Genomic DNA, 22,172 nt, shown 5'->3' with positions numbered 1-22,172 from the left:
GCACTCGCGGGGCCCCTGCATGGCCCTCGCCTCCATTGACGCTTTCTGCCTACCGTGCGGTAGGTAGACTACCGAGCGGCTAAGCGGAGGTACAACCTCTATTTTCAGTGGCACAGTGGGCGCGGCTCAGTGAGTAGAACAGGACTCCGATGGACACCTCAGCGACGAGAGAATCCGTTTCCGCAGGTAGTGGGACTAAAACGGCGATTCGGGACGCCGCGGTGGAGCTGTTCGGCAGCAAAGGATTCGAGCAGACCAGCCTCCGCGAGGTCGCGGATGCGGTAGGAATCACAAAGGCCTCGCTCTACTATCACTACCCCTCGAAGCTGGATCTGCTTGTCGCGATCGTCAGTCCGATCGTGGAGAACATGCGCGCGGTGGCCGAGGACATCAAGACTGTGCCCTACAGCGCCGAGGGCGTGCGGACCGTACTGCAGGCCTACATTCGCGGCATGCTGCGCAACCGGGACGCCGGCGCGCTGTGCGTGCGCGACACCGTCGCCATTCTCAACGCGATGGCGGGTCGCTACCCGGACATGTTCGAATTCAGCCGGCAACTGGGGGATTGGCTGGCCGGCCCGCACCCGAGCCCCGAGGCGAAGCTGCGGGCGAGTGCGGCCCTGCAAGTGCTTGAGGTGGCGTTGTTCTCCAGCGAGATCGCGCCGGGGGCCGACGAGACCCTCGTCGAAACCACGCTGCTGGATGCGGCCACCTGTGTACTCACCGCCTGCGGCACGCGCTGACGCAGTAGATTTCTCTTCGGGGACGCCATCGAATTCAGGGAGCAGGCAGTGCATATCACCGCGAAGGTCGACTACGCGGTGCGAACCCTGCTCGAAATCGCCCGCGCGCCCCAGCTGACCGCGCTGAACGCACCCCCGCCGACTTCGTTGTCCGCCGCCCCCCTGAAGGCCGACGCCATCGCGGGCGCGCAGCACATTCCGCCGAAGGTGCTCGAGACCGTGCTCGGCGAATTGCGCCGGGCCGAACTGGTGATCAGCCGGCGCGGGCCCGACGGCGGTTACCGGCTCGCGCGCCCCGCCACCGATATCTCCATCGCCGATGTGATCCGCGCGGTCGAGGGTCCGCTGGCCTCGGTGCGCGGCGAGCGGCCCGAGGACGTCGCATACGAAGGCGTGGCCGAACCGCTGCAGCGGGTGTGGATCGCGGTGCGGGTGAATCTGCGTGCGGTGCTGGAGAACGTGTCGATCGGTGACATCGCCGAGGACCAGCTCCCGGATTTCGTCGGCGCGCTGGTCGCCGACCCGGGGGCGTGGGCGCGCCGGGAACCGCACCCGCAGCCCAGCTGAGCACGCCATAGCGGGCGGCCCGGCAAAACCTCGCGACGGGCGTCAGCGCCAGCCGGTAGCCTGCCTGACATCATGTTGATCCGACTGCTCCGCACCTATCTGGCCCCCTACCGCGCCCAGCTGGCGGGGGTTGTTGTGCTTCAGCTGATCTCGGTTATCGCGATGCTGTATCTGCCCAGTTTGAACGCCGATCTGATCGACAGCGGCGTCACCAAGGGCGATATCGGATACATCTGGAACACCGGTCTGTGGATGCTCGCGGTGACCGGTGTGCAGATCGTCGCGTCGGCCTGCTCGGTGTATCTGGGCGCGCAGGCCGCGATGGCCGCGGGCCGCGATATGCGCGGGGCGCTGCTGCATCGGGTCGGTACCTTCTCCGCGCGGGAGGTCGGACTGTTCGGCGCACCGTCGCTGATCACCCGCAATACCAATGACATTCAGCAGGTTCAGCTGCTCATCGTGATGTCGGCGACCATTCTGGTGATGGCGCCGATCATGTGTTTCGGCGGCATCTTCATGGCGCTGCGCGAAGATTTCGGGCTGTCCTGGCTGTTGCTGATCGCGGTGCCCGCGCTCGCCGTCTCGATGGGGCTCATCGTGGCCCGCATGGTGCCGGGCTTCCGGGATATGCAGCACCGGATCGACGAGGTGAACCGGGTGCTGCGCGAGCAGATCACCGGTATCCGGGTGGTCCGCGCGTTCGTCCGGGAACGGCAGGAGACCTGGCGCTTCGGGCTGGCGAATACGGAGCTGACCGAGACCTCGCTGCGCGTCGGCCAGCTGATGGCGCTGATGTTCCCCGCGGTCATGCTGATCTCGAACCTGACCGCCGTCGCGGTCATCTGGTTCGGCGGGCACCTCATCGAATCCGGGCAGATGCAGATCGGATCGCTCACCGCGATGCTGTCCTACATCATGCAGATCCTGATGGCCGTCATGATGGCCTCGTTCCTGGCCATGATGGCCCCGCGCGCGGCGGTCTCGGCCGATCGGATCGGCGCGGTACTGGAGACAGAGACCTCGGTGGTGCCGCCGAAGTTCCCGAAATCCTTCGCTTCCGACCCGGCCGCGGTGGACATCTCGTACGCCGAATTCGCCTACCCGGGCGCGGAGAAGCCGGTGCTGAAGGCGATCAAGTTCGAGGTGCGGCCGGGGACGACCACCGCGATCGTCGGATCCACCGGCGCGGGCAAGACCACGCTGCTCAATCTGATTCCGCGGCTCATCGATGTCACCGATGGCGCGGTGTACATCGGCGGCACCGACGTGCGCCACCTCGATCTCGAGCTGCTGCGCGAACAGATCGGCCTGGTGCCGCAGAAGGCTTACCTGTTCTCCGGGACGGTCGCGAGCAACCTGCGCTACGGCAAACCCGACGCCACCGACGAAGAACTGTGGCGCGCTCTGGAAATCGCGCAGGCCGACGATTTCGTGCGGGATATGCCGCAGGGCCTGGACACCCCGGTCGCCCAGGGCGGCACCACCGTGTCCGGCGGTCAGCGCCAGCGCCTGGCGATCGCCCGAGCGCTGGTCCGGCAGCCGCGGATCTATCTGTTCGACGATTCGTTCTCCGCCCTGGACGTGGCCACCGACGCCCGCCTGCGGGACGCGCTGCGGCCGGTGACCAGGGACGCTTCGGTAATCATTGTCGCGCAACGGATTTCCACCATCCGCGACGCCGATCAGATCGTGGTGCTGGAGGACGGGGCGATGGCGGGCATCGGTACGCACGAGCAATTGCTGCGTGACTGTCCCGAATACCAGGAGATCGTCGAATCCCAGCTCAGCGCGGAGGAGGTGCGATGAGGCCCGGCGTCAATCCCGGTGCGCCGGACGCGAAGCCGAAGTCCTTCGGACCGTCGCTGAAACGACTGATGCGCCGGCTCGCGCCGGAGCGGCTGCATGTCGGCCTGATCATCGCGCTGGTCGTCATCTCGGTGGTGCTGAACACGCTCGGTCCGTACCTGCTCGGCAAGGCGACGAACCTGGTGTTCGACGGCGCGGTCGGCAAACAGCTGCCCGCCGGCGCCAGCAAAGAGCAAGTCATTCAACAACTTCGGGCCAACGGCGACAACACCTTCGCCGACATGCTCGGCGCCATGAACGTCACGCCCGGTGTCGGCGTGGATTTCGACGCGGTCGGCCGGGTCCTGATGCTGGTACTGGCGCTCTACATCGGCGCCTCGGTGTTCGGCTGGCTGCAGGCGTACCTGCTCAATATCGTCATCAACCGCACGGTGAAGCGCCTGCGCAGCGATATCGAGGACAAGATCCACCGGCTGCCGCTGCGCTATTTCGACACCTCGCCGCGCGGCGACCTGCTGAGCCGCGTCACCAACGATGTCGACAATGTCTCGCAGAGCTTGCAGCAGACCATGAGTCAGCTGCTGACCTCGCTGTTCACGGTCCTCGGCATCCTGATCATGATGTTCTGGATCTCGCCGCTGCTGGCGGTGATCGCGCTGCTCACCGTGCCGGCCGCGATCGTCATCACCGCGCAGATCGCGAAACGATCCAAGCCGCACTTCGTGAACCAGTGGAAATACACCGGTCTGGTCAACGCCCAGGTGGAGGAGGCCTACACCGGGCACGAGGTGGTCACCGCGTTCGGCCGCAGCCGCGAGGTCGGCGAGGAATTCGACAAGCGGAACCAGGAACTCTACGAGTCGAGCTTCAAAGCGCAGTTCATCTCCGGCCTCATCATGCCGTCCATCATGTTCCTCGGGAACGTGAACTTCGTGCTGGTCGCCCTGGTCGGCGGCCTGCGGGTGGCCACCGGCAATCTCTCGCTGGGTGAGGTGCAGGCGTTCATCCAGTACTCCCGGCAGTTCAGCCAGCCGCTCACGCAGATCGGCGCGATGGCCAACCTGCTGCAGTCCGGCGTGGCCTCGGCCGAGCGCATCTTCGAGATCCTCGACGCGGAGGAGCAGTCGCCCGATCCGGTCATGGAGAGCACCCGTCCGCTGGATCGCGGGCGCGTCGAATTCGAGGGCATCTCCTTCCGGTACGAGCCGGAAAAGCCGATCATCGAACGGCTTTCGCTGGTCGCCGAACCCGGTCACGTGGTCGCGATCGTCGGCCCGACCGGCGCGGGCAAGACCACATTGGTGAACCTGCTGATGCGGTTCTACGAACTCGACGCGGGCGCCATCACCATCGACGGCGTCGACATCACCGAGATGACCCGCGACAACCTGCGTTCCCGCATCGGCATGGTGTTGCAGGACACCTGGCTGTTCAAGGGCACCATCCGGGAGAACATCGCCTACGGCAACCCGAACGCCACCGAAGCCGAAATCCTCGAGGCCGCCCGCGCGGCCTACGTCGACCGGTTCGTGCACGCGCTGCCCGACGGCTACGACACCGTCATCGACGAGGAGGGCTCGGGCGTCAGCGCGGGTGAGAAGCAGCTCATCACCATCGCCCGCGCGTTCCTGGCCAAACCGTCCATCCTGATCCTGGACGAGGCGACCAGCTCGGTCGACACCCGCACCGAACTCCTGGTGCAGCACGCGACCGCGGCCCTGCGCCGCGACCGCACCAGCTTCGTCATCGCGCACCGTCTCTCCACCATCCGCGACGCCGACCTGATCGTCGTGATGGAGGCGGGCCGCATCGTCGAGCACGGCAACCACGAACGGTTGCTGCAGGAGCGCGGCGCCTACTACCGCCTCTACAACGCCCAGTTCGCCGCCGCCCTCACCGACGGCACAGGCACCCTCGAAGATCCCGAACCGGGCGCGGTGGCCCTGGGCAAGAGCTGAGCGCGGCGCGGGATGGCCACCTGGGAAGATGTATCCCGTGTCTGACCCCGAACAGTTCTCGTTCCGCATCGATGCCCGGCTGGACGGCGGGCGCCACGGCCGCGCGGGGGTGATCAGCACACCGCACGGCGAGGTCGCGACGCCCGCGTTCATCCCGGTGGGCACCAAGGCGACGGTGAAGGCGGTGCTGCCGGAGACCATGAAGCAACTCGGGTCGCAGGCCCTGCTCGCCAACGCCTACCACCTGTACCTGCAGCCCGGCCCCGACATCGTGGACGAGGCGGGCGGCCTCGCGAAGTTCATGAACTGGGACGGCCCCACCTTCACCGACAGCGGTGGCTTCCAGGTGATGTCGCTGGGTGTCGGCTTCAAGAAGGTGCTGGCCATGGAGGCCGTCGGCGTGCAGAACGACGACGTGATCGCCAAGGGCAAAGAGCGCCTGGCCACCGTCGACGACGACGGCGTCACCTTCCGTTCGCACCTGGACGGCTCCAAGCACCGCTTCACGCCCGAGGTGTCGATGGGCATCCAGCATCAGCTGGGCGCGGACATCATGTTCGCCTTCGACGAGCTCACCACCTTGCTCAATACCCGTGGCTACCAAGAGAAGTCGCTGGAACGCACGCGCCTGTGGGCCAAGCGCTGCCTGGACGAGCACGAGAAGTTGACCGCCGAGCGGGCGCACCGCCCCTACCAGGCACTCTTCGGCGTGATCCAGGGCGCGCAATATGAGGACCTGCGCCGTTCGGCCTGCCGCGGCCTGGAGGAGTTGCGCGGCAGCGGCGGCAGCGGATTCGACGGCTACGGCATCGGCGGCGCGCTGGAGAAACACAATCTGGGCACCATCGTCGGCTGGTGCTGTGCCGAGTTGCCCGAGGAAAAGCCGCGGCACATGCTCGGCATCAGCGAGCCGGAGGACATCTTCACGGCGGTAGAGAACGGCGCCGATACCTTCGACTGCGTGAACCCGTCCCGGGTCGCGCGCAATGCCGCGATCTATGTCGCCGAGGGCCGGTTCAACATCAACACCAGCCGCTTCCGCCGGGATTTCACCCCGATCGACGACACCTGCGATTGCTATACCTGCGCGAACTACAGCCGCGCCTACATCCATCACCTGTTCAAGGCGAAGGAGATGCTGGCCGCGACCCTGTGCACCATTCACAACGAGCGCTACACGGTGCGTCTGGTGGACCGTATTCGAGAGTCGATCCTGGGCGGCTACTTCGACGAGTTCAAGGCCGAAACCCTCGGCGTCTGGCAGGGCCGGATCAAGACCCCGTCGTAGCTCCGCCGCGGGTCAGCTCGGCGTGCTCGGTCAGTTCGAGCTCGACGAACGCCCCGATCATGGCCCGCCACACCGCTTCCGCCACCTCGGGCGCCAAACCGGACTCGGTCGCGCGCTCCCGGGCCAGCGCCACGACGCGCTCGACCCGATCGGGTGCGCGCACCGCCCGCTGATCGGTTTTGAAGGTGGCGGCGGCCCGGACCAGTGCCTGCCGTTCGGCAAGCAACCGGATCAGGTCGCCGTCGAGGGCGTCGATCCGAGCGCGGACTTCGGCGAGGGACTGGGGAACGGACACGAGCGCTGACTCTAGCCAAACGAACGCGCCCCCGCCGGTCGGCGAGGGCGCGCAGGCGCTGGGTGGTCAGACGTGTAGTGGATCGGATTCCTTGGGCGCGTAGGTCGGTTCCTTCTTCTTGAGCAGCGCGATGACCTGGTAGGTGATCGGCATGACCAGGAGTTCGACCAGCGTCTTCCAGAGGAAGCCGACGATCAGGTAGTTGAGGAACTGCTGCCAGGTCTCGATACCGATGACGCCGGCGGCGATCGAGCAGAAGATCAGGGTGTCGGCGAATTCACCGACCACCGTGGAGCCGATCAGCCGGGCCCACAGATGCTTTTCCTTGGTCCGCTCCTTGATCAGCACCAGTGTCGCGGAATTCAGCAGCTGGCCCACGAAATAGCCGAGTAGCCCGGCGAGCACGAGACGCCAGCTGACGCCGAGCACGGTCCGGAACGCTTCCTGGTGCTCGTAGAAACCGGCCGCCGGCAGGTGCACCGCGATGCTGAAGCAGGCGACCATCAGCAGCAGCGCGCCGAAGCCGTAGTAGATGGCGCGACGGGTGGCGCGGAACCCGTAGACCTCGCTGAGCACATCACCGAGGACGTAGGCCAGCGGGAAGAGGAAGAAGGCGCCGTCGGTACCGATGGGCAGGATCTGGAACGGGCCGACCGACAGCGATGCACCGCCGAAGAACTCCACGCCCTTGCTGGCGCAGACATTGGAGATGATCAGTGTGGCCGTGAACAGCGCCACAATGGGTGTGTAGTACCCCCGCGCGACCTGGGCGAATGCCGCATGGTTCGGCGCGGGGTGTCCAGACCCGTCGTGTGCTGGGTTTGTCTGTAAGTCACTCACAAGCTTTATACAACCAGGTCTCACATACCCTGTAGCCATGACGAAGCCCGGCGATTCCGACGAATGGTGGAAGCAGTACGGCGGTGAAGGCGTGTCGGCTGATTCCGGCGCACAGCCCTCGACTCCGCAGTACCCGACTTCCGAACCGTCGGGGTATCCCTCGGCGCCGCAGTATCCGCAGCAGCCGGCTCCGCAGCCGCAGTACCAGCAGCCGCCGGTGCAGCCGTATCAGTCCGGGCCGCAACAGTTTCCGCAGGCCCCGGGTCCCGCTTATCCGAGCCCGCCGGGGTATCAGCCCTACGGTTACGCCCCGGCGCAGAGTTCGACCAATGGTTTGGCCATCGGCGCGCTCGTCGCCTCGATCGTCGGCGTCTGCAGCTGCGGCATCGGCTCGCTGGTCGGCATCGTGCTCGGTGTGCTGGCGCTGAACCAGTTGAAGGAGAACCCGTATCAGGAGGGCCGCGGTATGGCCCAGGCGGGCATCTGGGTCGGCGTCGGCGGCATCGTGCTCACCATCCTGTACTGGGGCCTCGTCATCTTCAGCGGGGCCTGACTGCTCAGCCCTTGATCACCTGGGTGCCGCCGGCGAACTTGTCGTGCCAGCCCTGCTTGTTCGGGTCCTGCGACGTGGTGATCATCATGTAGATGATCAACGCGAGCGAGGCGATCTGCCCGATGCACGGAATCACGTAGACGATCGTGTACAGGTTGCGCTTGAGCGACTGTTCCGCGGTGACCTTGGGCGCGCTGCCCGGGCCGAGCACCCGCAGGCCCAGCAGTTTCTTGCCGAGCGTGGTGCCCTGCTGGGTCTCCATCAGGACGAAATACAGGGTCAGGGCGATCGCGCCCAGCACACTGACGCCGACGAAGAAGCCGCTCCCGCTGCCGTAGAGCACCCGCATGATGATGTTCACCGGAATCAGGACGATCAACGTGTCGATCACCCGGGCGCCGACGCGGACACCGAGATCGGCCGGAGTTCCGGATCCGGCATAGGTATAGCCCTGCCCGTAGGGCTGACCGTAACCCTGCTGCTGTGCGTAAGGATCCTGGTCGTAGCCCTGCTGCTGGGCGTAGGGATCCTGGCCGTAAGGCTGCTGCTGTGCGTAGGGGTCTTGGGCGTACTGCGGCTGACCGTAGGGATCCTGCCCGTACTGCGGTTGCTGCCCGTAGGGATCGCCCTGTGGATACTGTTGCCCGCCTTGGGGATACGGCTGCTGCCCGTACGGCTGCTCGCCCTGCGGGTTCTGGTTGGGGTCGTACCCACCGCTAGTCATAGGTCGTCCTCTGTGTCGGATTCGCGGCCCTCACCGGGTCCTGCGTGGTCACGCTGCACTACCGCCTCCGGACCCTGAGCTCGGCCCGCGTCGTGATCGGTCGATCAGCCAACTTCGGTCGCCTGCGTACGTTACGGACCCGCGTCGGGTCGCAACAACCCGTTCTCCCGCACGATCCATGGCTCGCGCGGCAGCCGCGCGGGATCGAACTGGTGCAGGAGCTGGGCCGGTGAGCTCGCAATATATCCGAGCGAATCGGCCAGTACCGCCATCACTTGCTCGGGCGTGTTGCCGAGGGCGAGACGGTCGGCCAGCGTGACGGCGCCATCCCGTTTCGCCAGCCGCTGCCCGGCCGGGTTCAGCGCGAGCGGGACATGGGCGTAGTGCGGGACCGGCAACCCGAGCAGGGTGGCCAGGTAAGCCTGGCGCGGGGTGGAGGGGAGCAGGTCGTCGCCGCGCACCACCTGATCGACGCCCTGTGCCGCGTCGTCGACCACGACGGCCAGGTTGTAGGCGGGCAGGCCGTCGCCGCGGCGCAGCACCAGGTCGTCTACCGCGCCGCGGTAGCGGCCGTGTAGTTCGTCGATGATCTCGAAGTCGGTGGTGTCCGCGCGTAAGCGCAGTGCGGCGGGGCGGCCGTCGGCGAGATGCCGGGCCCGCGCCTCGGCGGTGAGCGTCCGGCAGGTGCCCGGGTAGGCGCCCATCGGTCCGTGCGGCGCGGTCGCGGCCTGCTGGATTTCCCTTCGGGTGCAGAAGCATTCGTAGGTGCGGCCGGCGGCGGTGAGCTGATCGATGGCCGCGGTGTAGCGCGGCAGCCGCTCGGATTGCCGGACCACCGGGCCGTCCCAGTCCAAGCCGATGGCGGCCAGGTCGGCGAGCTGGCGTTCGGCGGCGCCCGGGCGGACTCGGTCCAGGTCTTCGATGCGCATCAGGAAGCGGCGTCCGGTGCTGCGTGCGAAGAGCCAGGCCAGCACAGCGGTGCGCAGATTGCCCAGGTGCAGATCTCCGCTGGGACTCGGTGCGTACCGGCCCGCGCCCGCGGTCGACTGCTGGGCGGGGTCGGTGTGCACGGAGATCATTTTGCCAGGCGCGGCTTCAGATCCTCCGGGCCGATCGGCGTCCCGGCGTCGAGTGCCGCCAGTAGCCCGCGGGCGTGCGCGATGAGTCCGTCGCGGTCGATCCCGTATGGCACGGCGCCAGATCGGGGGTGCTCGCCGGGCTCGGCGCGGGCACGCTGCGCTACCGCCTCCGGACCCTCGGTTCGCGTCGCTTTCGCAATTTGGTAGTCGCCTTGATTGTCTTCGCAATTGTCAATATTCGGACCGCTGTTCGATTCTCCGCTATCTACTGGCGCGTAGCTGAGCAACCGGGTCACCGCGCGCTCCAGTAGCGTGCGCGCACCCTTGGGATTTTCCCGCTGGATGTGCGTGATTCCGACCGCGTATTGCGCCAGAGCCTGCCACAGCATCCTTTCGGCGAACGGTCCGTTCTTCCATGCCGCCTCTAATACCTCGTGCGCGTTGAATGCCAAGCCGTCATCCAGCAGTTGCTGCGCCAGGTTTAGAGTTTGCTGGGGCGGGAGTTCTAGATCATCGGGAATTCGCGGTACGCCGACGCTGCCGAGCGGCAGCGGGCGACCGAATCGGTCACGGGGACGGGGGTTGCGGGCGCGACCTGCCTCGTCGCGGGGGCGTTCGACCATGAAACCATCATCCACGATGCATCGCTCGCGGGGTACCCCGGTTGATCTAGAAACGCGATAGGTGACGTATCACGAGCTAATCACGGCGACCAAAAGTTTGCGGTAGATCGTCCTGTGGAAAGAATGTGGACAGCTAGCAAAGTTATAGCAACATCGCATCTTCGCAACGTTGGCAGAATTGAGGTTTGACCGAGCAAGACATCGGCAAATTCTGCGGATACCTGCTACTGTTTCAAGCGCGGGGACAGCCCCGGGGGTGTAATTCACCTCGAACTACAGTGCGAAAAGACGCACCGTAAATGTTGCGCGCGGCTTACGGGCGCGCAGGGAGATTCGGCGGTCTCGCCGAGTTTCGACGCTGGAAACGGTCCGAAGAAAATTCCTGGTTTCGACATGGCAAAGGAGCTAGTGCTGTGAATCTCGATTTGACGGATGCTGTGTGGCATAAGAGCACATACAGCGGTCCCGATGGGAACTGCGTGGAAGTCGCGATGGTGGGCGACGGCAACGTCGCGGTTCGGGACACCAAAGACAACGGATGTGGCCCGGTGTTGGCGTTCACCCCGGGCGAATGGGATGCGTTTCTCAGCGGCGTATCCGCTGGGGAATTCGGACAATCCTGAAACACAGGCTTTATCCGAAGCAGTCAGCACGGGGCCCCGAGCAGCACAGGCTCGGGGCCTTGGTGTTACTTCTGGTGCCCGTTACCCGGCGCCTGATTCTGCTCCTGCACCCGGCGTAGCACCGCGAGTTGTTTACGTTCCGCTTCGTGGTCGGACGCCAGGTTGCGTTCGGATTCTTGCCAAGGATCGGCCCGGAAGAAGCTGCCGGTGCCTGGTTTGCCCGCGGCGCCGAGCTGGTTCATCTTCTTCGGCACCGGTGCGCCCTGGTACTCCAGCGGAACCGGGTGCCCGTGCTCGTCGACCGGCCCCAGCGGCTGATGCAGTTCGATGTATTCCCCGTGCGCCAGCCGGCGGATCACGCCGGTCTCGATCCCGTGTTCGAGGACGGCCCGGTCACTGCGTTGCAAGCCGAGACAGATCCGGTAGGCGATGAAGTAGGCCAGCGGTGGAAGCAACAGCACGCCGATGCGCCCGGCCCAGGTCGTCGCGTTCAGCGAGATGTCGAACTTGAAGGCGATGACGTCGTTCACGCAGGTCAACGTGAGCACCAGATAGAAGGTGATCACCATGGCACCGATCGCGGTGCGTACCGGTACATCCCGCGGCCGCTGCAGGAGGTTGTGCGGCGCAACGTCTTTGGTGAGCCGCTTCTCGATCCACGGGTAGGCGATCAGCAGGGTGAAGACCAGCCCCATGATCAGCGCGCCCCAGAACGACCCGGGCACCGTGTGCCCGAAGATGTACAGCTCCCACGGCGGGATGAGCCGCATCATGCCGTCGGTCCACATCATGTAGAAATCGGGCGCGGTACCCGCCGAGATCATCGCCGGGTTGTACGGACCCATGTTCCATACCGGATTGATCTGCAGCAGGCCGCCCATGATCGCGACGATGCCCAGCGTGAAGGCGAAGAACGCGCCCTGATCCAGCGAGAACACCGGCACGATCCGCGCGCCGATCACGTTTTTCTCCGACCGGCCGGGACCCGGGTACTGGGTGTGCTTCTGATACCAGACCAGCGCGATGTGCGCCGCGATCAGCGCCAGCATGATGCCGGGAATGAGCAGCACATGCGCGATGAACAGACGCGGAATGATGATGGTGCCCGGGTAGTCGCCGCCGAACAGCAACCAGTGCAACCAGGTGCCGGCCACCGGCACGCCCAGGGTGATCGAGGAGAACGCCGCCCGCAGGCCGGTGCCGGAGAGCAGATCGTCCGGCAGGGAGTAACCGAAGTAGCCCTCGAACATGGCCAGGATCAGCAGAATCGCGCCGATCACCCAGTTCGCTTCGCGCGGTTTGCGAAACGCGCCGGTGAAGAAGACGCGGAACAGGTGCACGATGATCGATGCCGCGAAAAGCAGGGCGGCCCAGTGGTGTACCTGCCGCACGAACAAGCCGCCGCGCACCTCGAAGGAGAGGTTCAGCGAGGTCTCGTAGGCGCGGGACATGGTGACGCCGCGCAGCGGTTGATAGGCGCCGTCGTAGACGACCTCGCTCATCGACGGGTCGAAGTACAAGGTCAGATACACCCCGGACAAGAGCAGGATGATGAAGGTGTACAGCGCGATCTCACCGAGCAGGAACGACCAGTGCGTGGGGAAGATCTTGTTGATCGACCGTTTCAGGAACGCGGCCGCCTGATATCGCTGATCCGTCGCGTCCGCCTGCGCACTTGCCTTGCGAGCTACCGGAATGGTCATGGCCTGCACCCCGCCCCTGGGTGAGTGGAATGGTTCTACTACAGACGGTAGCAGCGGCTGCGCCGGGAATCGATGGGTTTGCGAAATCCGGCCGGGCGCACCGTGTGCGCCGGTACCGATAGGGTCGCCTGCGTGGTTATTCGGACCAGGGGACAGCGCACGCACGGCCGAAACCGCACGGCCCCAGCGGACGCCACCATATACTGGCTGTCCAAGCGCACCCGCAACGACCTGTTCCTGCTGTACAGCTTCGCGGACTCGGGGGTGCCGACCGACGAGTTACGCGCACACGTCGAACAGCGCGGTGCGCTCATCCCGGATCTGCGGGTGCGACTGCGGGAGGTGCCCGGTGATCTCGACTATCCGTCCTGGGTGCGATGCGAGTTCGCGGCCGACCAGTTCGTGGAACATGCTCTGCCCCGGCCGGATTGGGCCCATGTGCAGGCGGCGCTGGGGGAGTTGCTCGATACCGGTGTGGATGCGGCGGACCGGCCGTGGCGGCTGCACGTGTTCCGCGGAATCGCCGGTGCACCGATGCGATCCGATCCGGCCGAACTGGCCACCGTGGTGGTGATACAGATGTCGCACGCGCTGGCGGACGGCAAACGCGCCGCGGAGTTGGCCCGCATGCTTTTCGGTGGGGCCGACCCAGCCCATGTCCACCCAGCCCATGCCGAGCCCAGCCGACCGCCGCGGCATCCCCGGTGCCGCCCAGGATTTCGGCTGGTCAGGGAATCGGTGACCGCGTTCGGGGTGACAGCTGGTGTGGCCGGTTTGCTGCGAGCACCGATACAGGTGGCGCAAACGATGGTGCGCGGTTTCCACGCTTATCGCGCACAGCAGACCTTGGCCGAGCTCACCGAAACGGGGCTCCTGCCGGGCCCCGGACCGAGTTTCGTCCCCAGCCTGGTGAATCGGGCCAACGCCGAACGGGACACCGCGCATCAGGCCCGAATGCTGGTGTACCCCAGCGACGAACTGCGTATCCCCGGCCGGACGGTGACCGTGGTCGCCCTGACCGCCGTCTCGCTGGCTCTCCCCAACCATCTCGCATCCCTGGGGAAGCCTGTGGACAGTTCCGGCGCCCAGGTTCCGATGGCGCTGCCGGGAAAGAGCCTGTCCCGCAACAACTACCGCAGTCTGGGCGTCGACCTGCACATCGGCGAACCCGACCTCCGTCGCCGCGCCGACCAGATCGCCGCCACCCTGGCCGCTCGCCGCACCCGCGCCGAACACCCCTTGCTCACGGTTCAAGACCGTGTCACCGCCGTCACCCCGGCCGCACTGCTGCGTCGCGATATCGACCGGTACCCGCTCGACACGGTTCCGGACGCGATCGCCGGTCACACCGTCGTCTCCAGCGTGCACCGTGGACCCGCGGACCTGTCTTTCGGCGGCCCTGTCCGTTTCACGGCGGGGTTCCCCGCCATCGGCTCGGTCATGCACCTCACCCACGGCGTGCACGGCCTCGGCGACACCGTCACCATTTCCGTGCACGCCGACGCGAGCGCGGTACCGGATATCGACGCCTATCTGGCGCGGCTCGAATCGGCGGTCGGGGAGGTGCGAGCCGCCCACGGACCGTGAGTCCGCGGGCGGCGGGCCTCAGTCGGTGAGGCCGATGCGCCGGGCCGCGGCGAGCGGATCGGCGTAGATGGCGCTCAATGACGTTGCCACCGCGGCGAATTCCTGAACCTTGCCGCCGAAACCGCTGATCCGGATGTCGGTCGGCGGCAGGGTGGTGCTCTGGCGGAACGCGTCGGCGACGTGGGTGATGCCCGGCCGGTAGCCGGTGAAGGCTTGCCCGCCGAGGATGACGCGGTCGGGATTGAACATGTCGCGCACCAGGGCGACGGTGTCGCCGAGGATGGTGGCTCGTTCCCGGAGCAGGTCCTGGGCCGGAGCGGAACCGGATTCCGCCGCGCGGTACAGATCGGCGATGGTGGTGCCCGCGGTTCCGTTGTGCGCCGGGATGATGCCGAGGCCGACCGCGCGCGCGTGCAGCGAGCGGTCGCCGACGGTCACTTCCAAGCAGCCGCGCCGACCGCAGGTGCACTGCACCTGGGAGCCGGTGGGCAAGTGGGCGATGGACCCGGGGCCGTTGCTCGGGGTGTGCACGCGGCCGTCGAAAGTCACCGCGATGCCCGCCATTTCGCGGACATAGAAGTAGAGGCTGCTACCGCGTTCCTGTCCGGTGCGCGGCTCGGGGGTGGGCAGCAGCAGCTCGGCGGCGGCCATGGCCTCGACGTGCGGGGCCACCGACACCGGCAGTTCCAGCACATCACCGAGAACAGCGCCGAGCGCGGCGCCCTGCCAGCCGAGTTTGGGGTGGTCGACCAGACCGGTGGCCGGGTCGACGCGGCCACCGATGGCGGCGCCGGCCCAGAGTGGTTTTCGCCGGTGCCAGCGCTGTAAGAAAGCCTTCGCGCTGCGGGCCACGGTGGTGGTGGCGAAATCCTGGCCGGTCTGGGGAGTGGCGATGGCGAGCCCGCCGAGGATTCGCCCGCGCAGATCGGCGACCACGATTTTGGTGGCGGCGGCGCCGATGTGGATGCCGAGCGTCAGGTAGGCGTCGTTGTCGACTTCGAACGGCACCCGGGGGCGGCCCACCGCGCCCGAGGTCGCCAGCTCGGGACGTTCGCGCAGCAGCCCCGCGGCGAGCAGCGCCGATACCTGACGGTTCACCGTCGCGATGCTGGAACCGGTTGTGCGCGCGGCATTGTCGCGCGAGACGGGCCCGCTGGTCGCGGCCCGCAGGACGGCTGCCGCGGGGTTGTCGCCGATCCGGAATTCCGGTGCGATGACCGGACGCTGAACGCGGGGACGACCGGCGGCGGCAACGCGGGAACCGGACCGTTCGAGGGTGGAGAGAGCCATGTGCGGAGTCCAAGCTTTGGGTCCCGGCCAGAGGCGGGGACATGTCTACGGGGTCGGCGACGAGGCGGCCGGTTCGACAGAACTCAGCCGCGACAGCGGGAACAACACAGCTCCCGCGTCAAAGGCAGCCGCAACCCCAGCGCGGCAGTCACATAGGTGACCCGCAACGCGATGGAGGGACTGGTAGACACCATACGAAGTTAACATCGACAGGGACCTCAGACCAAGCCCCAGCTTTCGGAGGTGCCGCATGACACAGTTGTCTTCGCAGGTCAGCGCCCATGAAACGCGAAAGCCCCGCCCAGCCGAATAGGGCTGGGCGGGGCGGACTCCCGGGTCGGCTACTTGGCCGGCGCGGGTGCCACGAACGGCTGATTGATGGTGGTGAAGTATTGGATCGCCGCGCCGATCGCGACCGGCGCGGTCACGAGGATCTGCCCGGCGACGGTGCCCAGGGCCCCGACGATGGCGATGCCGCCGAGGCAGCCGGCGAGCGCGGCCGGAATGAACGGGCCGAACAGGCCGACCACCGTGCCGCCGACAATGACGCCGCCGAGCACGCCGCCCAGCACGCAGCCGACAGCCGCACCGCCCAGGCCACCGACCAGGGTGCCGACCGTCGCACCCATGGAGATGGTGGAGGTCAGGCGGGACCAGGCAGCCTGCTCACGTTCGTATTCGGTCTTCCACGGCGCCTTGTCCTCGAACGGCAGGGCGACCGGCTTGTAGACCGCCTTGCTCGCGTCGAGCTGCGGCGTCAAAACCGCTGTGCGCCCGGAGATCTCGGCGGCGATCGGAAGTTCGAAGTCATCCAGTTTGTACTTCAGCGGGGTACCCGCGACGGTGGTGCCGTCGGCCGCCTTGATCTTCAGCGCGTCGTCCTCGACCACGATCGAGCCGGCGTCGGTGTGCACGATCGCGGACGTCTCGGTCTGTTCGGCGCGGAAATTGATCACTCCACCGTCGGCTTCGGGCGCCGCGCCGGAACTGCCCGCGGCAACCCCGGTCGCCACCGTCACCAGTGCGGCCACGACGGCCAGCTTCCTCATCCTCATGTACTGCAATCCCTCATCTCGGTGGTGCTTGCTCGAGGGCCAAGCTTCCTCGGGGAAACAGCTGGTGACGAGGGAAAAACGCAGGAGGATTCTTACTTGCCCGCGGCTTTGGCGGCCGCTTTCGCCGCTTTCTTGAAGGCGCGCACCTCGAGCAGCGACTCCTGGTCCACGATGTCGGCGGCCGAGCGGCGCGAGTTGTGCTCGGCATAGGCTCCGGCCGCCTGCTCCCAGCCCGGGGGCCGCACGTCGAGCTGTTTGCCCAACAGCGCCAAGAAGATCCGCGCCTTCTGGTTGCCGTAACCGGGCAGCTCCTCGAGTCGCCGCAAGACCTCCTTGCCGTCCGGGTCACCCTCGGTCCAGATGGCCGCGGTATCGCCGTGGTAGTGGTCGAGGACGTACCGCGCCAGCTCCAGGGTGCGGCGGGCCATCGAGCGGCCGTAGCGATGGATGGCCGGCGGTGTGGAGCAGAGCTCCTCGAAGGCAGCCGGGTCGGCGGCGGCGATCTTGTGGATGTCGAATCCGTCCATCCGGTCGGCGATCTTCTTCGGGCCGCGGAAGGCGTGCTCGAGCGGGTACTGCTGATCCAGCAGCATGCCGGTGAGCAGTGCGAAGGGATCCTCGGAGAGCAGTCGATCCGCCTCCGGTTCCTGGGCGAGACACAACTTGACGGTCATGGCATCGATCATCCCACCTCGGGCTGGCCGGACATCCGAGTGCGCTGCGTCACAGCTGGGCGTATGCTCCCGGCCATGCCTCAGACGACGGCCTCATCCTCGGATGGACTCAGGGATACCTACGCACCGCGTCCGGACCGTTTCGACCGCGCCGGCCAGGACCAACTGGTCGACGTGCGTGACCTGCAAGCAGCACTGCCCGGCATCCACCGGCTGCGGAAGTGGGCGCACGACGCGCTCGCGCTGCGACCCGGTGAGCGCGCGCTCGATATCGGCTCCGGCACCGGATCGGAAGTACTGGTGTTCGCCGACGCGGTCGGCCCGACCGGCACCGCGATCGGCGTCGAACCCGACCCGCACCTGCTCGCCTCGGCCGAGCGCCGCGCCGCTGACGCGGGCTCGCGAGCCAAATTCCACACCGGCGACGCCTACGGCCTGCCGTTCGGCGCGGACAGCTTCGACGCCGCGCTGTGCGAGCGCGTGTTCCAGCACCTCACCGCGCCCGCGCGCGCCGCCACCGAAATCGCCCGCGTGCTGCGGCCCGGCGGCCGCGCCGTGGTGGTCGACGTCGACTGGGGCACCGCCATCGTGCATCCCGGCGACCTTGCCACGGTGCGGGGGGTCATCGACACGCTGATCGCGGCGACCACGAACCCGTTCGCCGGGCGGCGACTGCCGGGTCTGCTCACCAAGGCGGGCCTGGTCATCGACGAGATCGGTTCGCACGCCCTGATCCAAGACCGCACCGTCGGCGCCGGCTCACTGGTGCACCGCATTTCGGCGATGGCGGTGGCGCGCGGCTCGATCACCGAGACACAGCGCGACGAACTGCTCGCGGAGCTGCGGCGGGGAGCCGACAACGGGGACATCCATTTGTCCGTGACCATGTTCGCGGTACTGGCGCACAAACCGGAGTGAAACGGCGAAAACGGCGGGTGTCCATGGACACCCGCCGTTTTCGTTGTCCTACTTGTCCAGCAACTTCTCGGTCGCCGCCAGCAGCACGCAGGTGGCCAGGCCGTCCATGGCCTGCTCCAGCTCCGGCAACTGCGGGAAACTCGGCGCGATCCGAATGTTCTTGTCTTCCGGATCATTCCGGTACGGGAAGGCCGAACCGGCGGCGGTCAGCGCGATTCCCGCGTCCTTGGCCAGCGCGATCACCCGCGCCGCGGTGCCCTCCAGCACGTCCAAGCTGATGAAATAGCCGCCCTTGGGTTCGGTCCAGGACGCCACCTTGGACGCGCCCAGCCGGTCCTCCAGGATCTTCAGCACCAGTTTGAATTTCGGCTCCAGGATCTCCCGGTGCTTCTGCATGTGCGCCCGCACACCGGCGGCGTCGGTGAAGAACCGCAGATGACGCAGCTGGTTGATCTTGTCCGGGCCGATGCTCTTCTTCCCGGCATGCGACAGGTACCAGTCCAGGTTCGCGGTGGACGCGCCGAGGAAGCTGACGCCCGCGCCCGCGAAGGTGATCTTCGAGGTGGAGGCGAACACCAAGGGGCGGTTGGGGTTTCCGGCCGCGGCGGCCAGGCCGAGCACGTCGATCACCGGTTCCGCGGTGTCGGTGAGCGGATGCACCGCGTAGGCGTTGTCCCAGAACAGGCGGAAGTCCGGCGCGGCGGCCGGCATCGAAACCAATTCCCGCACAACATCTTCGGAGAAGGTGAGGCCGGTCGGGTTGGAATAGTTCGGCACCGCCCACATGCCCTTGATCTGCGGATCGCGCGCCAGCAGTTCGGCGACGGCGTGGGTGTCGGGGCCGTTGTGGTTCATCGGAATCGGGATCATCTCGACGCCGAGCGCCTCGGTGATCGCGAAATGCCGGTCGTAGCCGGGGGCGGGACAGAGCCACTTGACGGTCTCTTCGGCGGTCCAGCGGCGTTCGGAATCGTTGGTGCCGTACAGCATTGCGAAAACGATGGTGTCGTGCATCAGTTCGAGGCTGGCGTTGTTGCCCGCCAGCAGGTTCGACACCGGGATACCGAGCAGTTCACCGAAGATGGCGCGCAGTTCCGGGAGGCCGTGCAGGCCACCGTAGTTGCGGCAGTCGGTGCCGGTGCCGTCCTTGAAATCGCCCGCGCCGGGCAGGGAGAGCAGGCCGGCGGAGAGGTCGAGTTGTTCCGGCGAAGGTTTTCCCCGGGTCAGGTCCAGCGTGAGCTTCTCGGTCTGGAGCGTCGCGTAATTCGCGGTCTGGGTCTCGTGTTCGGACACGAGCTCCTCGTGGCTCATCAAACCGATCTGCGTTTGCCGGGGCATCCTGTGCAGCCTTTCGAAGCAGCGAAGTGGCATGTAGTTGGCGGTCCTGGACTTGTCAGGGTGGACCGCGGACTCACGTTACCTGGGTGCTGCTCCGAAGTGGAGGGGAATTTAAGGGGACCCCGCGCACCCGGCAGAGCCCGTTGACCCTTGCTGCCTTCCGGCCCTGGGGGAGTTCACAGGATGCGCGCCGCGCGGGATCCGTTGATGAGTGTAGCGGACGGCCTGCGTCGCGATATCGGGTGCCCCGAATACGGGCATAGTGGCTACGATCGGTCCAACATCGGAGGGGCTTTCCCAAAAGAAGTACGAGGGGATCGGTCGCGTGACTGAGAAGAATCCACCCAACGGCGAATCGACACCGGCGGGTGCGAGTCAGGCCGACCCGACCGTGCACTGGTGGGAACAGCCGACCGCGGCAGCGGACGCGCCCGACCCGGCGCGTTCCGAGCCGACCATGATCGGCGGTCCCACAACGCCTTTCGCGGGTTACGACCAGTACACCCCGCCGCCGCAGCCGTACGCCGCGGCGCCGCCGCCACCGCAGCCGCCCTACACCGCGCCGCCGCAGCAGTACTCCGGCCCGCAGGGCTTCCCGCAGCAGCCGCCGCCGTATCAGCGGCCCAAGTCGAGCAAGGCCCCGTGGCTGATCGGCGGCGGCATCGCCCTGGTCCTGGTGCTCGGCCTCTTCGCCGGTTGCGTCGCGCTGGTGAGCTCCGCCAAGGACTCGCTGGACAACGGCGGCGGCAATGCCGAGGGCAACTACTCGATGGACAAGATCACCAACGCCTGCAGCCTGATCGACACCTCCGTGGTCAGCAAGTGGGCCAAGACGCAGGCCGCCGCGCCGGAGCACACCGAGACCCAGCCCAAGAGCTACACCGGCGGCGAACTCCAGTGCACCGCGAAGTACAAGGAAGCCAGCGCCACCAGCAAGTACCACACGAACAACGCCGAGATAAAGCTCGAGGTGTCCTTTCTGGGCGACAGTTCCTTCGCCGACCACGACTACGACTCCTGGAAGCAGTACGACACCGGCACCACCGGCACCGGCCGGTCCTCCGGTGAGGTGACCGGCATCGGCGCCCAGGGCTACTGGCACTCCGAGGTCCGCGACTACTCCAGCTACGCCGTGACCGATTACACAGTGGCGGTGCAGGACAGCAATGTCTCGGTCAAGGTCGAGATCAGCATCGACCGCGCCGACGGCGACTCCTTCGACAAGGAAGAAGTCGCCACCGTCGCCGAGGAGCAGGTCCGCAAAGCCCTCGCCGGCCTGAAGAAGTAGCCCCTGACAGGCGCATTTGGTACTGACCGGGGTCAACCCGGTAAGCTGCACGACGGAGGATTCGCCTAGTGGCCTATGGCGCTCGCCTGGAACGCGGGTTGGGTTAACAGCCCTCAGGGGTTCAAATCCCCTATCCTCCGCCACGGAAAGGCCCTGATCGCTTGATCAGGGCCTTTTCTGTGCTCTACGGTTGCCCGCGATATCTGAGTTCTTGTTCTGCCCGGTTGATCTCATCGATACCGAAAGGCGTTCATGACAACGGATTTGACCCAATTGCAGCTTTTGTCGGAGTTGGAGCCGGTGGTGGCTCAGAACCTCGACCGGCACCTGGCCACCGTGAAGGACTGGAATCCGCACGACTACATCCCCTGGGACGAGGGGCGCAACTTCGCCGCCATGGGCGGGGAAGACTGGTCACCGGAGCAGTCCCGGCTGTCGGAGGTGGCCAAGGTCGCGATGATCACCAATCTGCTCACCGAGGACAACCTGCCCTCCTACCACCGCACCATCGAGGAGAACTTCTCCAGTGACGGCGCCTGGGGTACCTGGGTGGGGCGCTGGACGGCCGAGGAGAACCGGCACGGCATCGCCATGCGCGACTACCTGGTCGTCACCCGCGGGGTCGACCCGGTCGCGCTGGAGAACGATCGCATGGTGCACATGACCAGGGGTGTGCACGCGCCCGAGGATTTCGGCGGCGTGCTCGACCAGGTCGCCTACGTGACGTTCCAGGAGCTGGCGACCCGGGTCAGCCACCGCAGCACCGGCCGCGTCTGCGGTGACCCGATCTGCGATCGGATGCTGGCCCGCATCGCGCAGGACGAGAACATGCACATGATCTTCTACCGCAACGTCGCCGGCGCCGCCTTCGATCTGGCGCCGGATCAAGCGATGGAATCGGTGACCAAGGTGGTGCTGAACTTCGCCATGCCGGGCCACGGCATGCCGAACTGGCGGCGCAACGGCGTGCTGATGGTCAAGCACGGCATCTACGATCTGCGCCAGCATCTCGACGACGTGGTCCTGCCGGTGCTGAAGATCTGGAACATCTTCGACCGCACCGACTTCACGGCTCGCGGCGAACAGGCGCGCGAGGAACTGCTCGCCTACCTGGCGAAGCTGGAGAAGGACGTGGTCCGTTTCGAGGAGCAGCGAGATCGTCTGCTGGCCCGCGAAGCCGCCCGAGCCGAAGCCGCGACCGCCGCGGTGTAGCGCGCGAC

The 22,172-nt window shown here is 66.6% G+C and carries 20 protein-coding genes, 1 tRNA gene, 1 other RNA gene and 1 pseudogene; 12 read left to right on the top strand and 11 right to left on the bottom strand.

Features of this window, described 5'->3' with window-relative positions:
- Window positions 1-149 precede the first annotated feature (149 nt).
- The 5 genes from BJ987_RS04590 to tgt all read left to right on the top strand — a co-directional run bounded on the left by BJ987_RS04590 (window position 150) and on the right by tgt (window position 6,362).
- Window positions 150-743, top strand: coding sequence for a TetR/AcrR family transcriptional regulator (locus tag BJ987_RS04590; RefSeq protein WP_209884987.1), 594 nt, complete (start codon window positions 150-152; stop codon window positions 741-743).
- A gap of 48 nt (window positions 744-791) precedes the next feature.
- Complete coding sequence (locus BJ987_RS04585; RefSeq protein ID WP_209884985.1) at window positions 792-1,310, top strand: RrF2 family transcriptional regulator; 519 nt, start codon at window positions 792-794, stop codon at window positions 1,308-1,310.
- A 72-nt stretch (window positions 1,311-1,382) separates the two neighbouring features.
- Window positions 1,383-3,116, top strand: a complete 1,734-nt coding sequence (locus BJ987_RS04580) for an ABC transporter ATP-binding protein (protein ID WP_209884983.1) — start codon at window positions 1,383-1,385, stop codon at window positions 3,114-3,116.
- Complete coding sequence (locus tag BJ987_RS04575) at window positions 3,113-5,074, top strand: ABC transporter ATP-binding protein (RefSeq protein ID WP_209884981.1); 1,962 nt, start codon at window positions 3,113-3,115, stop codon at window positions 5,072-5,074. Before BJ987_RS04580 ends, BJ987_RS04575 begins: the two co-directional genes overlap by 4 nt.
- Before the next feature lie 28 nt (window positions 5,075-5,102).
- Window positions 5,103-6,362 (top strand): tRNA guanosine(34) transglycosylase Tgt, encoded by a 1,260-nt coding sequence (gene tgt / locus BJ987_RS04570; protein WP_209884979.1) that lies wholly within the window; start codon window positions 5,103-5,105, stop codon window positions 6,360-6,362.
- Here the strand turns inward: tgt and BJ987_RS04565 are convergent.
- Window positions 6,346-6,657, bottom strand: a complete 312-nt coding sequence (locus BJ987_RS04565; protein ID WP_209884977.1) for a chorismate mutase — start codon at window positions 6,655-6,657, stop codon at window positions 6,346-6,348. The two genes, tgt and BJ987_RS04565, sit on opposite strands and share 17 nt — an antisense overlap.
- Window positions 6,658-6,723: 66 nt before the next feature.
- Window positions 6,724-7,497, bottom strand: a complete 774-nt coding sequence (locus BJ987_RS04560; RefSeq protein ID WP_307869474.1) for a queuosine precursor transporter — start codon at window positions 7,495-7,497, stop codon at window positions 6,724-6,726.
- Between the two features lie 37 nt (window positions 7,498-7,534).
- Between BJ987_RS04560 and BJ987_RS04555 the strand changes: the two genes are divergently transcribed.
- Window positions 7,535-8,050 carry a DUF4190 domain-containing protein gene (locus tag BJ987_RS04555; RefSeq protein ID WP_209884974.1) on the top strand — a complete coding sequence of 172 codons (516 nt, stop codon included), beginning with the start codon at window positions 7,535-7,537 and terminating at the stop codon, window positions 8,048-8,050.
- 4 nt (window positions 8,051-8,054) lie between these two features.
- On the opposite strand, the gene BJ987_RS04550 is transcribed toward BJ987_RS04555, so the two are convergent.
- From BJ987_RS04550 to BJ987_RS37130, 3 genes and pseudogenes are all read right to left on the bottom strand, one after another.
- Window positions 8,055-8,774, bottom strand: coding sequence for an RDD family protein (locus tag BJ987_RS04550; protein WP_209884972.1), 720 nt, complete (start codon window positions 8,772-8,774; stop codon window positions 8,055-8,057).
- A 131-nt stretch (window positions 8,775-8,905) separates the two neighbouring features.
- On the bottom strand, window positions 8,906-9,853 hold the full coding sequence (gene gluQRS / locus BJ987_RS04545; RefSeq protein WP_209884970.1) for a tRNA glutamyl-Q(34) synthetase GluQRS: 948 nt from the start codon (window positions 9,851-9,853) through the stop codon (window positions 8,906-8,908).
- 284 nt (window positions 9,854-10,137) lie between these two features.
- Window positions 10,138-10,476, bottom strand: a pseudogene (locus tag BJ987_RS37130) (DUF309 domain-containing protein); the annotation flags it as partial.
- Window positions 10,477-10,889: 413 nt separating this feature from the next.
- On the opposite strand from BJ987_RS37130, the gene BJ987_RS04535 reads away from it, so the two are divergent.
- Window positions 10,890-11,099 carry a DUF397 domain-containing protein gene (locus BJ987_RS04535; RefSeq protein WP_209884966.1) on the top strand — a complete coding sequence of 70 codons (210 nt, stop codon included), beginning with the start codon at window positions 10,890-10,892 and terminating at the stop codon, window positions 11,097-11,099.
- A gap of 65 nt (window positions 11,100-11,164) precedes the next feature.
- Here BJ987_RS04535 and qcrB read toward each other — a convergent pair whose 3' ends face one another.
- Complete coding sequence (gene qcrB, locus BJ987_RS04530) at window positions 11,165-12,802, bottom strand: cytochrome bc1 complex cytochrome b subunit (RefSeq protein ID WP_209884964.1); 1,638 nt, start codon at window positions 12,800-12,802, stop codon at window positions 11,165-11,167.
- A 132-nt stretch (window positions 12,803-12,934) separates the two neighbouring features.
- Between qcrB and BJ987_RS04525 the strand changes: the two genes are divergently transcribed.
- The gene (locus tag BJ987_RS04525; RefSeq protein ID WP_209884962.1) at window positions 12,935-14,389 is read left to right on the top strand and encodes a wax ester/triacylglycerol synthase domain-containing protein; all 1,455 of its coding nucleotides are present in this window, start codon (window positions 12,935-12,937) and stop codon (window positions 14,387-14,389) included.
- 18 nt (window positions 14,390-14,407) lie between these two features.
- Here the strand turns inward: BJ987_RS04525 and BJ987_RS04520 are convergent, their stop codons facing one another.
- The 3 genes from BJ987_RS04520 to BJ987_RS04510 all read right to left on the bottom strand — a co-directional run bounded on the left by BJ987_RS04520 (window position 14,408) and on the right by BJ987_RS04510 (window position 17,408).
- Complete coding sequence (locus BJ987_RS04520) at window positions 14,408-15,679, bottom strand: ROK family protein (RefSeq protein ID WP_209884960.1); 1,272 nt, start codon at window positions 15,677-15,679, stop codon at window positions 14,408-14,410.
- Between the two features lie 341 nt (window positions 15,680-16,020).
- Window positions 16,021-16,734 (bottom strand): DUF8020 domain-containing protein, encoded by a 714-nt coding sequence (locus tag BJ987_RS04515; protein ID WP_209884959.1) that lies wholly within the window; start codon window positions 16,732-16,734, stop codon window positions 16,021-16,023.
- A gap of 92 nt (window positions 16,735-16,826) precedes the next feature.
- The gene (locus BJ987_RS04510) at window positions 16,827-17,408 is read right to left on the bottom strand and encodes an HhH-GPD-type base excision DNA repair protein (RefSeq protein WP_209884957.1); all 582 of its coding nucleotides are present in this window, start codon (window positions 17,406-17,408) and stop codon (window positions 16,827-16,829) included.
- A gap of 75 nt (window positions 17,409-17,483) precedes the next feature.
- Here BJ987_RS04510 and BJ987_RS04505 point away from each other — a divergent pair, with 75 nt between their 5' ends.
- A complete protein-coding gene (locus tag BJ987_RS04505) occupies window positions 17,484-18,326 on the top strand; it encodes a methyltransferase domain-containing protein (protein ID WP_209884955.1) in 843 nt (280 codons plus the stop codon).
- A 48-nt stretch (window positions 18,327-18,374) separates the two neighbouring features.
- On the opposite strand, the gene BJ987_RS04500 is transcribed toward BJ987_RS04505, so the two are convergent.
- Together BJ987_RS04500 and ffs are read right to left on the bottom strand one after the other, a co-directional pair.
- A complete protein-coding gene (locus BJ987_RS04500) occupies window positions 18,375-19,664 on the bottom strand; it encodes an aspartate aminotransferase type Ic (RefSeq protein ID WP_209884953.1) in 1,290 nt (429 codons plus the stop codon).
- Window positions 19,665-19,775: 111 nt separating this feature from the next.
- Window positions 19,776-19,870, bottom strand: an RNA gene (gene ffs, locus BJ987_RS04495) — signal recognition particle sRNA small type.
- 119 nt (window positions 19,871-19,989) lie between these two features.
- Here ffs and BJ987_RS04490 point away from each other — a divergent pair.
- The 3 genes from BJ987_RS04490 (at window position 19,990) to BJ987_RS04480 (ending at window position 22,164) form a co-directional block, all read left to right on the top strand.
- Window positions 19,990-20,952, top strand: a complete 963-nt coding sequence (locus BJ987_RS04490; protein ID WP_209884951.1) for a hypothetical protein — start codon at window positions 19,990-19,992, stop codon at window positions 20,950-20,952.
- Between the two features lie 54 nt (window positions 20,953-21,006).
- A tRNA-Ser gene (locus BJ987_RS04485) sits at window positions 21,007-21,095 on the top strand.
- 109 nt (window positions 21,096-21,204) lie between these two features.
- Window positions 21,205-22,164, top strand: coding sequence for an acyl-ACP desaturase (locus tag BJ987_RS04480; RefSeq protein WP_209884949.1), 960 nt, complete (start codon window positions 21,205-21,207; stop codon window positions 22,162-22,164).
- The last annotated feature ends 8 nt before the right edge of the window (window positions 22,165-22,172 follow it).

The organism is Nocardia goodfellowii, from assembly GCF_017875645.1.
In the GTDB taxonomy this organism is placed as follows: domain Bacteria; phylum Actinomycetota; class Actinomycetes; order Mycobacteriales; family Mycobacteriaceae; genus Nocardia; species Nocardia goodfellowii.
Note: the sequence above shows the minus strand (reverse complement) of the source record. Positions and strands in the feature narration are given on the sequence as shown.

Bases quoted from the DNA above. Each gene is read 5' to 3' on its own strand.
- BJ987_RS04590 (WP_209884987.1), top strand. From the start codon at position 150: ATGGACACCTCAGCGACGAGAGAATCCGTTTCCGCAGGTAGTGGGACT.
- BJ987_RS04580 (WP_209884983.1), top strand. From the start codon at position 1,383: ATGTTGATCCGACTGCTCCGCACCTATCTGGCCCCCTACCGCGCCCAG.
- BJ987_RS04575 (WP_209884981.1), top strand. From the start codon at position 3,113: ATGAGGCCCGGCGTCAATCCCGGTGCGCCGGACGCGAAGCCGAAGTCC.
- tgt (WP_209884979.1), top strand. From the start codon at position 5,103: ATGTATCCCGTGTCTGACCCCGAACAGTTCTCGTTCCGCATCGATGCC.
- BJ987_RS04555 (WP_209884974.1), top strand. From the start codon at position 7,535: ATGACGAAGCCCGGCGATTCCGACGAATGGTGGAAGCAGTACGGCGGT.
- BJ987_RS04550 (WP_209884972.1), bottom strand. From the start codon at position 8,774: ATGACTAGCGGTGGGTACGACCCCAACCAGAACCCGCAGGGCGAGCAG.
- gluQRS (WP_209884970.1), bottom strand. From the start codon at position 9,853: ATGATCTCCGTGCACACCGACCCCGCCCAGCAGTCGACCGCGGGCGCG.
- qcrB (WP_209884964.1), bottom strand. From the start codon at position 12,802: ATGACCATTCCGGTAGCTCGCAAGGCAAGTGCGCAGGCGGACGCGACG.
- BJ987_RS04520 (WP_209884960.1), bottom strand. From the start codon at position 15,679: ATGGCTCTCTCCACCCTCGAACGGTCCGGTTCCCGCGTTGCCGCCGCC.
- BJ987_RS04515 (WP_209884959.1), bottom strand. From the start codon at position 16,734: ATGAGGATGAGGAAGCTGGCCGTCGTGGCCGCACTGGTGACGGTGGCG.
- BJ987_RS04510 (WP_209884957.1), bottom strand. From the start codon at position 17,408: ATGACCGTCAAGTTGTGTCTCGCCCAGGAACCGGAGGCGGATCGACTG.
- BJ987_RS04505 (WP_209884955.1), top strand. From the start codon at position 17,484: ATGCCTCAGACGACGGCCTCATCCTCGGATGGACTCAGGGATACCTAC.
- BJ987_RS04500 (WP_209884953.1), bottom strand. From the start codon at position 19,664: ATGCCCCGGCAAACGCAGATCGGTTTGATGAGCCACGAGGAGCTCGTG.
- BJ987_RS04480 (WP_209884949.1), top strand. From the start codon at position 21,205: ATGACAACGGATTTGACCCAATTGCAGCTTTTGTCGGAGTTGGAGCCG.